Source organism: Scytonema sp. PCC 10023 (assembly GCF_963920835.1).
In the GTDB taxonomy this organism is placed as follows: domain Bacteria; phylum Cyanobacteriota; class Cyanobacteriia; order Cyanobacteriales; family Nostocaceae; genus Kalymmatonema.
This window is the reverse complement of sequence record NZ_CAWUDP010000167.1, coordinates 1-12,830: the sequence shown is the minus strand read 5'-3', so window position 1 is coordinate 12,830 and position 12,830 is coordinate 1. Positions and strand designations below refer to the sequence as shown.

The following is a 12,830-nucleotide window of genomic DNA, read 5'->3' as shown; positions in this document are numbered from 1 at the left end:
GCGCTGCAGGAGGGTTTCCCTCCGTAGGCGACTGCGAACCCGAAGGGGGCAACCCAGCCAATCGCAAGTTACGACGTTGAGCCAAGAATCCCCTTGCATGACGGCATGGGGAGTGTCAAAGACTACTAGCTGCTAGCTAAAAAAGATCTCAAATGGGTTCTATACAGCCCGACTCTTTACATACCACATAACCCGCCTCAGGGAAGAAGAGAGCTTTGTACCAATTTCTTAACATTCAGAGGTTAACTCACAAAGCATAAAGGGAATTTCGCCCATGACAGAAATTATCAGAACATTTCATCAATTGCGTCGCAAAATTGCGGTAGTCTTACTAGCTGGTTTACTGGCGTTCATGAGCTTACCTGCTACCTCAGTTCAAGCTGCAGGTTATTATTCTGGTGATTATTCTTCCAGTAGTGTCATAGAACAAAAAATCGGACAGAACGCCAACCACACACCAAATATTGGCGGCGATAATTACATCGAAAGCGGGAAGCAAGCTGGAGAAGTCATTCCTAAGGATTTGGGAACTGGAAGTCGGCAAAAAAATCCTCTTAATATGCTACAGCGAGCTGGAGAAGAATTAGGAAACGACCAGCCTCAGCGAGCTTTTGGAGCAAAAGACTACGACCGTAGCCCAATTGAGCAAGAACTTGCTCGTAATAAAGCCCATCGTGGAGATTAAGCAGCAAGCAACTTGTGATTTCATTTTATCGCGCTTGTAGGGGTACAGCACTGCTGTACCCCTACCATTTGGTAAATGCAACCAACAAAGGAATTATTAAAAGACAAATATCGAGAGGATTTGTGGGATATTCTTAAATAGGTCTGAAGTTTGCCAAACGAGTGATAATGAAGCTGGCAGGACGAGTAAGTCAAGTAACACCTTCGATAACCTTAGCTATTGCCGCGAAAGCTAAGGCAATGAAGGCAGAAGGAATTGATGTTTGTAGTTTTAGCGCTGGAGAACCAGATTTTGACAGTCCAGCGCACATTAAAGCTGCTGCAGAGAAAGCTTTGGAAGAAGGGAAAACTAAGTATGGACCAGCATCTGGAGAACCAAAGTTAAGGGAAGCCATTGCTCGCAAGTTAAAAACTGACAATGGTCTTGATTACAAGGCAGAAAATGTCATCGTCACCAACGGTGGAAAACATTCTCTGTTTAATTTAATGCTGGCGCTGATTGAAGCAGGAGATGAAGTCATTATCCCCGCGCCCTACTGGTTAAGCTATCCGGACATGGTGACGCTTGCAGGAGGCGTGTCTGTGATTGTCCCCACAGATGCTTCTACTGGTTATAAGATTACACCAGAACAGTTGCGTAAGTCGATTACACCCAAGACGAAATTATTCATCCTCAACTCGCCATCTAACCCCACTGGTATGGTGTACACACCAGAGGAAATTCAGGCGATCGCCCAAATAATCGTTGAGACTGATATTGTTGTCGTTTCCGACGAAATTTATGAGAAGATTCTCTACGATGGCGTAAAACAGGTAAGCATTGGTTCATTGGGATCTGATATCTTTGCTCGAACTGTAATCAGCAATGGGTTTGCCAAAGCTTACTCAATGACGGGATGGCGCATTGGATATTTAGCAGGACCGATTGATTTGATAAAGGCAACAATTAACATCCAAAGCCATAGTACATCGAATGTTTGTACCTTTGCTCAATATGGGGCGATCGCTGCTTTGGAAGGTTCGCAAGATTGTGTAGAAGAAATGCGCCAAGCTTTCGCTAAACGCCGAGAAGTGATGTTTGAACGACTCAACGCTATTCCTGGACTGAGTTGTCCAAAACCAGACGGCGCTTTCTACCTGTTTCCAGATATCACCAAAACAGGGCTAAAATCCCTAGATTTTTGTAACGCCTTGCTAGAAAAAGAGCAAGTGGCAGTTATTCCTGGAATCGCCTTTGGTGCTGATGACAATATTCGCCTTTCCTACGCCACGGATTTGGCAACAATTGAAAAGGGAATGGATAGATTGGAAAAATTTGTCAAGTCAGTTATTTAGTCGCATTTTGTAGAGACGCGCCATGGCGCGTCTCTACATAGATCTTTTGCCTTAGTCAAAATTTTTGAATATGAAACCGCAGATGAACGCAGATAATTTATCTGTGTCCATCTGTGTCCATCTGTGGTTCAAATACCTCTAAACAGGATTTTTGCAAGAAATTAATTATATCCCAAATTCATTAACGCAACAAGCCCATCTCTGACAAACTTTGGCGCAGTCGCTTCGCCTCTTTGGGGTTTTGCTGTTCGTGCAGGGCTATTGCTTTTTTAAAAGTCATCAGACTATCCTGTACGTAGCCAAGTTTCAGCAGCAACACCCCTAAGTTTTGGTAAGTTTCAGCAGATTTTGGATTCAACTCAATTGCTTTACGGTAAGCAAGAATAGCATCCTTAAATAAACCGATCTCCTTGAGAGTCATGCCTAAATTGTAGTAACCGATCGCGAAACTAGGGTCAATTTTAATTGTTGCTTCGTAAGCAGTCTTAGCACCGTTGAAATCTCCACTTGCTTTGAGTAAGTTGCCCAAATTGTTGTATGCTCCTAATTTAAGAATCGGGTAAATGGGCAATTTAGTTGCAGCATCATAGTGGGCGATCGCATTTTTATAATTTTGCAAACGCGTGTAGGCAATGCCCAGATGATAGTAGAGTTCGTACAAAGTCTCGTACTCTTCTTCACAATGGGCGACTCCTAGCGCCAACAATTTGATACCTTCTATGAGTTTCCCACTTTCCACATACAGCGCCCCCAACTTACTACAAACATAAGGATCATGAGGATGAGAGGCAAGAAACTCTTCCATCGCCGTTTGAGCTTTGGGAAATTTATCTTGCTGAGCGATCGCACTTTTTTGGTATCCTGTATGTACAATCCCCACCCCTTCCAAATAACCCACTTGCCAATGCGGTTCCTGAGTTAAAATTTCCGACACGCTATCATCGACTAACGCATGGTAAGGACGGGAAAAGCGAATTTGGGGATGATTGCGGAAAAGGCGCGAAACCAGAGAATAAGGAGATTGTTCTGCACCCATTTCATGACGCAGAAGGTTGATCAGGAGATATTCTTCCCTTCGTATCGCCTGCTGCAACTGCGGTACAATTTTCTGGGTGAGAGTTTCATCTGCATCTAAGACAAGAATCCAATCACCTGTGACGTATTTTAAAGCTTCATTTCGGGCAGCACTGAAGTCATTGCACCATTCAAAGTGATGTACTTGCGCACCGAACTTCTTAGCGATTTCGGGAGTCCTGTCTGTAGAGCCTGTATCTAACACTACCATCTCATCTACCACATTTTTCACACTGCTCAGAGATTTAGACAGTGTTGCTTCTTCGTTTTTGACAATCATGCACAGGCTAAGTTTCATAGAGGACTGGTGTACTTTTTTAAATATTTCGTAAATATTAGCAATTTTAGTTTCTACCAAAATCTTCATCAAATGAAGTAACAACTTCCTCAAGACATTGGTGATTTTAATGATAAGTCAAACACTAGGTGGACGCTACCGAAGTCTTGAACTGACTGCATTTGCAATTTTCGCAACAAGAACCAGGGCAAAATGCCCAAAAGACGGTTTGTAGTAAGCGCTGTCTACCCTACGGGAAGCCGCTCTCGCGTCTACGCTCTCAAACTTGAGGACTAAAGTCCTCACTACAAACCAATCAAAATGAATGATATGAAACACTAGGGCGGGCAAGAAGCCCATCCCACAAGTTGTCCATTTATAAACTGAATCTTAAATTTATAGAGTTCGTTAACAAAATATCGCACTATTTGAAAGTGGTGCTTTCTCGTAAAGAAAAGTTAGTGAAACAGAAATCCGACATTCCTAAATTACCCCTACCACCACCATTGGTGGGTGCAGAAGCTGGCACATTTACCGAGTTTACAGTCACTCAACGGATGCCCAGTATTGCCCGTAGAGTCATCGTTGAAAATAATTTTCCACCCAATATTAATGACACCTTGGAAAAACTAGCCAGCGAACTGTCATCAGGATATTTGCCACCTCTTGTAGATGACACTGGTGCAGATTTTGCAGCATGGGATAGATATCTAGAACCATACAAGGGACAGCGTTGGATAGATATTCCCTGGTTTTTTGCTGAAACTTATTTCTATAGATTTATTCTGCAAATTACCAATTACTTTCTCAAGAGTGAATGGCAAGGTGTAGATCCATTTGAATTACAAAAACATCAAGGTTTAGAAACATCCCTTGACTCAATCATTGCTTTATGCACTCAAGTGAACGGATGGTTGAATGTATCGCAGCAACAAGGTGAGTCCAAACAAACAGCTTTGATAGCATTGTTATATTTTGCTTTGTGGGGAAATCGAGTTGATCTGAGTCTTTGGTCAGCATTTGAAACTGACCGCAGTCGTTTTGACATTCAAAGCCAACAATCTCACATATTAGTAGATGATGCATCCAAAGTCACTGAATTGTTAATTAATAGCAATTCCGGACGCGTTGATTTTGTCGTAGATAATGCTGGGTTTGAACTTGTCTGTGATTTATGTTTGGTGGATTTTCTTTTAGGTAGTGGTGTGGCTAGTCAGATTAGACTGCATTTAAAACCTCACCCAACATTTGTCTCTGATGCCATGATTAAAGATGTGCATTATACAATAGAGTTTTTAGGAGCTTCTAGCAATCCAGAATTAATATCCTTTGCTCAACGACTGCAAGAATATATTGCATCAAAGCGGTTAATTTTGTGTGAGGATTATTTTTGGACATCACCTTTAGCCTTTTGGGAAATACCTGACACCCTCAAAAAGGAATTATCTCATTCCAATTTGATAATCATTAAAGGAGATGCAAATTATCGCAGGCTGTTAGGAGATAGACACTGGAATTTCACCACTAACATTGCAGATATAGTATGTTTCTTACCTGCGCCAATGGTAGCTTTACGTACTCTAAAATCAGAAGTCGCAGCAGGGATTAAACCGGAAATTTTGGAGGAAGTGGTGAAATCAGATTCTGCTTGGCTAACAAATGGACAATGGGGAGTTGTTCAGTTGGTGGATAATAACTAAATAATAACTAAAGAAGTGAATTAGGCAGGAAAAGATGGTGATCAGGCTAACACTTTATGTGTTGAGCGCAAAGGTTAGAGACAATTAATCGCTCTTTTGTCACTTTCGTTAGAGAATAATTGCTAACCCTCATTTTTACATATTTTTGCAACGACGCTTCCATTGTCCATGTCCCCATCATTGCCATCTTGAACTAGCTAAATGTCATCATGTTGGAAATGTTAAATATATTGATAGCAATTATCAAATTCATGATGAACTAGAATTTTGGCGAAGGCTAGTCGATAGTTTTGAAAGTAGCTTCAAACATTTATATGGAATAGGTAAACACTTTAAGTTCAAACAAAATTGGGAAGAAGTAGAGATTCCTATTGACCACCTTGCGTATCATGCACCAATATACTATGCCATCCACGTTTGGAACTACTACGAAAGTCATTTGAGGGCATGACAAAATAAGCACAACACTAAGCGGGAGCCGGATGACACTCAAAACGCCACCAACCATAAGTGATGGTGTTCCCAAAACCTTTGAACTCATCTGGGAACGTGTCAGTTAACAACAAAACCCAATTTTGAAATCAATCATCAAATTCCCTCAAAAAAATTAAGGATTTACTGATGAACAATGACGCGATCGCGCCCCTCTCGTTTAGCGCGGTATAAGGCTGCATCAGCCGCTCGCAGTACAGCCTCTCCTGTGACACCATGCTCTGGGAACATTGCAACTCCCAATGACACCGAGATCGTACCTAGCAACTGACGACGATAGTGAACCTGCAAGTGCTTAACTCCTTCGCAAATAGCTTGCGCTCGCTCTAAAACAACCTTAACAGATGCTTCCGGCAGAATCAGGGTTAACTCCTCACCGCCATAGCGACAAGCAATATCCGATCTCCGAATATGGCTTTGCAAGAATTCGCCCAATTCGCGCAACACAGCATCACCAGCTGAGTGACCAAACGTATCGTTGAACGATTTAAAATGGTCAATGTCAAGCATAATGATTCCTAAAGATTTCTTATTGCGATCGCATCGGTACAGTTCTCGTTCTAGGGATTCTTCCAAGTAGCGGCGATTGAATAATCCTGTCAGCGCATCGCGGATACTTTGGTTCTGTAACGTTTCGCGTAGTTTTAAGTTAGCTAAAGACAGCGCGATGTGATCTGCTACCGTAACAGCTAGCTGTTGTTTGCTTTCGATGAATTCTCCCAATTCCAGCATACTCAAATACAGTACGCCCATTGCTTTCCCTTGCGCTGTCATGGAGATGCATAAAGATGATGTGGGTGCTGAGTCTGAATGGATATGAGAGCAGCGTAATTTTGAGTGCGCTTTTGTTGTATGATGAATCCGACCCCGCCGCAATGCCCAGCATTCATCAGGTGCGAATAATTCCTGGCTAGGGAATGGTGCAGGTCCCCAAGTAGCAACGGCTTCAACCAAATTTTTTGAATCATTCATTAAAAATATCGCACCATGAGTTTGAGGGAATAAAGGTGGGACTAGCAGTTCAAGTGCATTGTAGGCTTCCTCAACTGTTTTGCAAGCCTGTAAAAAATCGCTCAATTCGCCTAGTTGAGCAAACTCATGATGGCGCTGTTCTAATTCTTTTACCGAACGACTGAGTTTGTCGTTAGCTTCCTCTAGCGCCTCCGCCTGCAAGCGATCAGTAATATCAATCGCTATACCTCCAAGCAGCCGTTGCCCAGAAATATCTTTGTAAGGAAACTTAAAAGATAACCAATGGCGGAGATGTCCATCTGGGTTAGGAACGACTTCAACAACTTCTAGGGTTTTATCAGCAGCGAAAACAGCGCGATCGTTTTCACGGTACTGTAAAGCTAATTGCTCCGGCCAGACATCAAAATCCGTTTTCCCTAGCCAATCAGCCATTTTTATATCGAAACAGCGCTCGAATGACTGGTTGATATAGACGAAGCGCCCCTGCTCATCCTTCATAAAAGCCACAGCTGGGCTATTGTTCATAAACGCCTTGAAGCGTTCCTCACTTTGCTGTAGTGCCGCTGCTGCTCGTTTGCGCTCTGTAATATCGCTGGCGATGCCCAAAAAACCCGTGATGTTGTCCTCGTTGTCGCGCAAAGCCGTGATTGATAGCAGCACGCTAAAGCAGCTACCATCTTTGCGAATGTAAGTCCATTCGCATTCGTCTATTTCGTCGCGTCGCGCCTTGGCTACAAATACTTCAAATCCAGGCTCAATAGTAATTCCTAACTCCTGCGATAGCTCTTGCGCCCGCTGCAGTACTTCTGCTGCGTCATGGAAAATGGCAGGCGTTGTTTTCCCTACTACTTCAAAAGCGGTATAGCCCAACCATCGCTCTGCGGCTGGATTAAAAGTAAGGATTGTGCCGTGTGAATTGGTGGAAATGATTGTGTAGTTGGCGCTATCTAAAATCCCTCGTTGAAGTGTCGTTGTCTCTTGTAATACCGACTCTGTCCGTTCGCGCTCAAAAATTTCTTTTTCTAGCTTTTGTTTAGCTGCTTCCATATAACTGTCAAAGTAATCAGCTAAACCAGGCTCCTCATCAACTAAAGCTTCAAGATGGTCAATCGCTCGCTTGTCTGCTGCTAATGCAACTTCTGGGTGGGCTTCCATCCATAGGTGACACGTCTTCACGTAAGCGATAAACGTGACTAAGTGCTGATAGTTTACATCTCCTAGAAGGTGGCGCAGTTCGGTGCGACAATATGCGGCATCTTTTTCTAAGGAAATAAATATTGCACAGTAAAGTAAGCTTTCTTCAACTGCTGAATTGAACTCTAGCTCAAGCATTAACTCATTAGAGGCTTGTGCGAGTATATGTAGGTATTTATCAATTTCTATTTCTTCTGTAGGAGACGATTGAAGCAGTTTTAACACCTCTTTAGCTTTCATCCCCAAGAAGTGCAACGAACAACTGTGGCAAACCATACAGTAAGGAACAGGACAGTAGCGCGAGAGGTAGGCAGAAAGCTTTTCTTTAAATAGAGCTGGCAGCGGATTGGTAACATAGGCGCTCAGGGTCTGTTGCCAAAGATTTTCTAAAACTTGTGGGTTTTGTAGTGCTGGGCTAAAAAAAGGAGGAAAAAAGCCGAATTTTTCCTCAATTTCTGTCTGAATCTGTTCGCTAGTTCGCATGGATTAATTCTACCTGTGTTTAAGGATTGCCATCAAGAATTTTGAAATCTATATTTAGCAATCCTTTGAATAAAATCAGCTTTTAAAACTCTTTAGCAAACTTGCATGAAATTTCATATTTTAAGCTTATTTTTCCCTGATTTGGCTCCAAAAAATCTTTTTTTTTGCTTTTTTAAGTCAAATTAAGTTGTCTAAAAAAACTGCTGACTTCAGTATTAGACCGTAGTAATAACTCTGAAGAATAAATGGAATTGAAGCTACTAAAGTTTGCAATAAATTAAGAATAAAACTGCTTTTTTTATTGAAAAATGAGATTTTGACCGTACAAGTCTCTATGCTTTAGCATCTCCTCAATTTTCTGCATAGCTAATGGTGAAGGTTTGGTGTATCCGTTCTCCCAACGCTTTATCGTGGGATACGTCACCCCTTTGGGGAAGTCAAAAGTCAAAAGTCAAAAGTCAAAAGTCAAAAGTGAAGACCCCACGGATGCCAGTTGCTTCAAGTCGGGGAACCCGCCCAACGCACTGGCTCATGAATCCAGGGGCTTGAATAAAGTTGCTCCACATTTTTTCTTCTCCATACCATAAGTTGGGGGCTTGTATCCTTTTCTTTTTCGGTCACGCCCAATTTGACAGCAAACTTTTCTTGTGTTAGCCCAGTTTCTAACCGGAGTTCCCGAATTAGTTTACCAATTTGTGGCTGATTTATGACTAGCGGTCTTTCAATAATCATCTGAAATTGCCCTAGAGCTTACAAGCTGGTTAACAAGCGATATATCATCTGATATAGCTTAACTACTCTAGAGGTTGGTTGGTAACCGTAAAAACTAGGAATTAAATGAAAACTTCAGTAAATTTGCTAGTAAATTCTACGATCGCGCTTTTATTTAATACCCGTCAAAAGGGTGATTTTCTGGCTTTAGCGTCTAACTAAATTCATCATTGTCTCTAGATAGCGTGCGCCACCAGCAACACCTTGCTCTGATACTTTCGGCACAAACAAAGCGTCTCGAAGTCAACCTGTTTGAACCCTCGCTTCACATCATCGAAGCTTTGAGGATAAATTCATCTTCCAATCGATAGATTCAGTAGCAATCAAGACAGCGATAGCAGTGAATCCCCTGCCTTTTTGGGAAAATGCATCGAGTGAAGTGACACAAGATTTGATTTTGAGGGGATGTGCGTAACTCACACCTGCAAAATTGCGATCGCTATTTCAGCTATCTTAAGTCATATCATGTCCAATTAAATAACTTTACTAAGTTTGTAGTGAGGACTTTAGTCCTCTTCGTTTGAAAACAAGGACTAAAGTCCTTACTACATAAAAGTTTTATGGGTAATTTGCCTAACTCATTGTTATGTGCGCTGTAGTGACTTTTCATCCTTAGGAAATGAACACTCGACAGTAATTTTCATATTACTTTTTGCAGTGCCTTTTGTCACATAAGGAACACCTGCTTCTCCACCCAGTTCGATGCCGAACTCTAAAGTGACTTTGTTAACATTAGCAATTGGAATTTGCTTAAAGGCATTTAAGGTATAAATTGTGTAAGCCCGAATTGTATTTTGAATCGATAGAAAATCTTGCATCATTTTCTGTCGTATTTGTGCAGGGCTCATTCCTTTATCAACTAGTGCTTCTTCCTCTTCTTCGGCAAGTTCTTCTGTGCTGAGTATAGGAACGTCCACATCTTCTGTAGCTTCCACGTAGATAATTGTGTTTTCATCTAGTTGGATAGGTGTGAGTTTAGTCATGAAATAGACTCTTGAGACTAGTGATTCTAATAATAACCACAACTTCGCACAAACTTTTACGGAAAGTTTCTAAGTACTATTGTAGCTATTAAGTGATAATACCCTTTATGAAAGTCTTAAAAGTTTCTTCTAGTTATGATTCGAGATGCATTGGTAGTAGGAATCAATACTTACGCCTACGATTCACTAGCTAAGTTGACAGCACCTGCTCAGGATGCTGAGGCGATCGCCAAGCTACTCGAACAGTACGGTCAATTTAACGTCAAGCGGCTACCAGGCATCAAGGATAAGGAGAATAACACAATTCGGGTTGGTCAAAAAACTGCCGTTACGTTAACTCAGCTAGAAGAAGCTATAGTTCAACTTTTTAAGCCAGAAGGGAAGAACATTCCAGATACGGCGCTGTTGTATTTTTCCGGACACGGACTGCGGAAAAAACGAGGTATTCAGCAAGGATTTTTAGCAACCAGTGATGTTAACCCAGATTCAGGTAATTGGGGTTTGTCATTGCAATGGTTACGTCAACTGCTGCAAGAGAGCGAGGTGAAACAGCAGATTATATGGTTGGATTGTTGTTATAGTGGTGAACTATTGAATGTTGCTGAGGCAGATCCGGGGGATAGGGGGAAAGGACGCGATAGGTGTTTTATTGCTGCTTCACGAGAGTTTGAAGTTGCTTATGAAGCTATAGGTAGCAGTCATAGCGTTTTGACAGAAGCTTTGTTGCAAGGACTTAATCCACAAAGATATCCAGAAACGTGGGTAACTAACTATACTTTAATTGATTTCCTCAATCAGCACTGGGCAAAGTATCCTCAACGTCCCGTGTTTGCTAACTCTGGGAGTGCAATTAATCTCACACGCACTTGGGAAACGCAAAAGCAAGAACCTAGTTACACTGTGACTGGTTCCGTTTGTCCTTATCGTGGTTTGCAATACTTTGACTGCAAGCAAGAAGATGCTCAGTATTTTTTCGGTAGAGAAGCATTAACAGACAAACTATTAGAAAAAGTTCGTTCTGGCAATTTTTTAGCAGTTTTGGGAGCATCAGGTAGCGGAAAATCGAGTGTTGTCAGAGCCGGGTTACTGTATCAAATCCATTTAGGGCGGCGGTTGTCAGGTAGTGAAAACTGGCAAATCAAGATTTTTCGCCCAGGTGAGCATCCCCTCCAGAGTTTAGCACTGGCTTTTTTAGATTCAAGTTTATCAGATATTCATAGAGCATCTGGGTTAGCTAAAGCAGAAGAACTGCTTGCTAAGGGCGGAGTCGGCTTAGGACAATTGATTAATGCTGCTTCTTGTGAGCGGGTGGTGTTGGTAGCGGATCAATTTGAGGAAGCTTTTACTTTATGTCAGGATATCAGCGAACGACAAAGATTTTTTGAATGTTTGCTCGGTGCTTTGGCTTATACCAACAAGAAACTCTGCTTAGTGCTGACGATGCGGGCAGATTTTTTTGGCAAGTGTGCAGAACAAAAATATAGTGGACTGGCACAACAGATTCAGCAACATCTGGTGACGGTGACACCGATGACACGGGACGAACTTGAACAAGCAATTATCGCACCAGCTTTAAAGGTGGGTTTGCAGGTACAAGAAGAACTGGTGCAGCAAATTATTGCCGATGTGGAAGGTTCACCAGGAAGTTTACCGTTGTTGCAATACACGCTGACAGAACTTTGGCAGCAGCAACAATTGACTTTAGCTGCATATACCCGTTTAGGTGGTGTGAAAGGAACGTTAGAAAAACGTGCTACAGAAGTTTATGAATCTTTATCAAACGAAGAAAAGCCAGTTGCCAAGCGGATATTTTTAGAATTAACACAGCTAGGAGAGGGAACGGAGGATACTCGCAGACGAGTTTTGATAAATAATTTGGCATCATCACCGCAGTCACAAGCCGTAGTAGAAAGAGTTATTGGCAAGCTAGCGCATGAGAAAGTTCGGTTAGTGGTGACGAGTACTTTGGTAGAAAAAGGAATAGAATCAAGACGTTTGGCAGTGGTGGATGTTGCCCATGAAGCGCTGATTCGTAATTGGTCACTTTTACGTCAGTGGATTAATGAAAACCGAGAGGCTTTAAGACAACAACGCAAAATTGAGTCAGATGCTCAGGAATGGTTAGATAACCTCAAGATTAAAGATTACCTGCTGCAAGGGGCAAAATTAGTACAGGCTGAAGATTTCTTACAAAACTACGAGCAAATCATTTCTTTGAGTAGTTTAGCACAGGAGTTGATTGCAGCGAGTAAAGTAGAAAGAAAGCGATTAGAGCAAGAAGCAGAAGAACAGCAACGGCAAAAGTTAGAAGCCGCTCAAAAACTTGCACAAGAGTCAGAAGCAAAACGAAAAGTTGCTCAAAGAGGAACTAGGATTGCAATTGGCTCAACAATTTTGGTGAGTGCAGTGGCGATTTTTGCCTTTGCCCAGTCGAAAGAAGCTCAAGAGCAATCAGACTTCGCTCAACTGCAAAATTTCAATACAATTGCCACAATATCTTTAAATTCAAACTCACAACTATTAGATGCGTTAATCAACAACGTAAAAGCCGGAAAGCAACTGCGAAAAGTCGAACCATCGGGTAAAGCAGATGCAAATACCAAAATGCAGATTGTAACGAATCTGTATGAGGCTAGGGATAAAGTGAGAGAGAAAAACCGTCTAGTGGGGCATTCGGCTTCGGTTTCGCACGTAGCGTTCAGTCCGGATGGCAAGACGATTGCTTCTGCAAGTTCGGACAATACCGTGAAACTGTGGCGTCCTGATGGCACTTTCATCACAACCCTCAAGGGGCATGACGCTTCGGTTTCGCACGTAGCGTTCAGTCCGGATGGCAAGACGATTGCTTCTGCAAGTGGCGACAAA

General features: G+C 42.1%; 9 protein-coding genes. 4 read left to right on the top strand and 5 right to left on the bottom strand.

All coding sequences use genetic code 11. The features are described from left to right. Positions 1-274: 274 nt before the first annotated feature. Together ACM0OZ_RS45710 and ACM0OZ_RS45705 are read left to right on the top strand one after the other, a co-directional pair. Positions 275-685, top strand: a complete 411-nt coding sequence (locus ACM0OZ_RS45710) for a hypothetical protein (protein WP_414589606.1) — start codon at positions 275-277, stop codon at positions 683-685. Between the two features lie 167 nt (positions 686-852). Beyond that, a complete protein-coding gene (locus tag ACM0OZ_RS45705; protein WP_414589605.1) occupies positions 853-2,019 on the top strand; it encodes a pyridoxal phosphate-dependent aminotransferase in 1,167 nt (388 codons plus the stop codon). 181 nt (positions 2,020-2,200) lie between these two features. On the opposite strand, the gene ACM0OZ_RS45700 is transcribed toward ACM0OZ_RS45705, so the two are convergent. Continuing rightward, entirely contained in the window at positions 2,201-3,373 is a 1,173-nt protein-coding gene (locus ACM0OZ_RS45700; RefSeq protein WP_414589608.1) for a glycosyltransferase, read from the bottom strand. A gap of 458 nt (positions 3,374-3,831) precedes the next feature. Here ACM0OZ_RS45700 and ACM0OZ_RS45695 point away from each other — a divergent pair, with 458 nt between their 5' ends. After that, positions 3,832-5,070 carry a damage-control phosphatase ARMT1 family protein gene (locus ACM0OZ_RS45695; protein WP_414589604.1) on the top strand — a complete coding sequence of 413 codons (1,239 nt, stop codon included), beginning with the start codon at positions 3,832-3,834 and terminating at the stop codon, positions 5,068-5,070. 615 nt (positions 5,071-5,685) lie between these two features. On the opposite strand, the gene ACM0OZ_RS45690 is transcribed toward ACM0OZ_RS45695, so the two are convergent. The 4 genes from ACM0OZ_RS45690 to ACM0OZ_RS45675 all read right to left on the bottom strand — a co-directional run bounded on the left by ACM0OZ_RS45690 (position 5,686) and on the right by ACM0OZ_RS45675 (position 9,965). Further along, complete coding sequence (locus tag ACM0OZ_RS45690) at positions 5,686-8,211, bottom strand: diguanylate cyclase (RefSeq protein WP_414589603.1); 2,526 nt, start codon at positions 8,209-8,211, stop codon at positions 5,686-5,688. Positions 8,212-8,509: 298 nt separating this feature from the next. Beyond that, on the bottom strand, positions 8,510-8,635 hold the full coding sequence (locus ACM0OZ_RS45685) for a helix-turn-helix domain-containing protein (RefSeq protein WP_414589607.1): 126 nt from the start codon (positions 8,633-8,635) through the stop codon (positions 8,510-8,512). A gap of 74 nt (positions 8,636-8,709) precedes the next feature. Next, complete coding sequence (locus ACM0OZ_RS45680) at positions 8,710-8,943, bottom strand: hypothetical protein (RefSeq protein WP_414589602.1); 234 nt, start codon at positions 8,941-8,943, stop codon at positions 8,710-8,712. A 623-nt stretch (positions 8,944-9,566) separates the two neighbouring features. Next, on the bottom strand, positions 9,567-9,965 hold the full coding sequence (locus ACM0OZ_RS45675) for a CU044_2847 family protein (RefSeq protein WP_414589601.1): 399 nt from the start codon (positions 9,963-9,965) through the stop codon (positions 9,567-9,569). A 135-nt stretch (positions 9,966-10,100) separates the two neighbouring features. Between ACM0OZ_RS45675 and ACM0OZ_RS45670 the strand changes: the two genes are divergently transcribed. Continuing rightward, positions 10,101-12,830 (top strand): caspase family protein (locus tag ACM0OZ_RS45670; RefSeq protein WP_414589600.1); only part of this gene is annotated, 2,730 nt, incomplete at its 3' end.

Bases quoted from the DNA above. Each gene is read 5' to 3' on its own strand.
- ACM0OZ_RS45710 (WP_414589606.1), top strand. From the start codon at position 275: ATGACAGAAATTATCAGAACATTTCATCAATTGCGTCGCAAAATTGCG.
- ACM0OZ_RS45705 (WP_414589605.1), top strand. From the start codon at position 853: ATGAAGCTGGCAGGACGAGTAAGTCAAGTAACACCTTCGATAACCTTA.
- ACM0OZ_RS45700 (WP_414589608.1), bottom strand. From the start codon at position 3,373: ATGATTGTCAAAAACGAAGAAGCAACACTGTCTAAATCTCTGAGCAGT.
- ACM0OZ_RS45690 (WP_414589603.1), bottom strand. From the start codon at position 8,211: ATGCGAACTAGCGAACAGATTCAGACAGAAATTGAGGAAAAATTCGGC.
- ACM0OZ_RS45680 (WP_414589602.1), bottom strand. From the start codon at position 8,943: ATGATTATTGAAAGACCGCTAGTCATAAATCAGCCACAAATTGGTAAA.
- ACM0OZ_RS45675 (WP_414589601.1), bottom strand. From the start codon at position 9,965: ATGACTAAACTCACACCTATCCAACTAGATGAAAACACAATTATCTAC.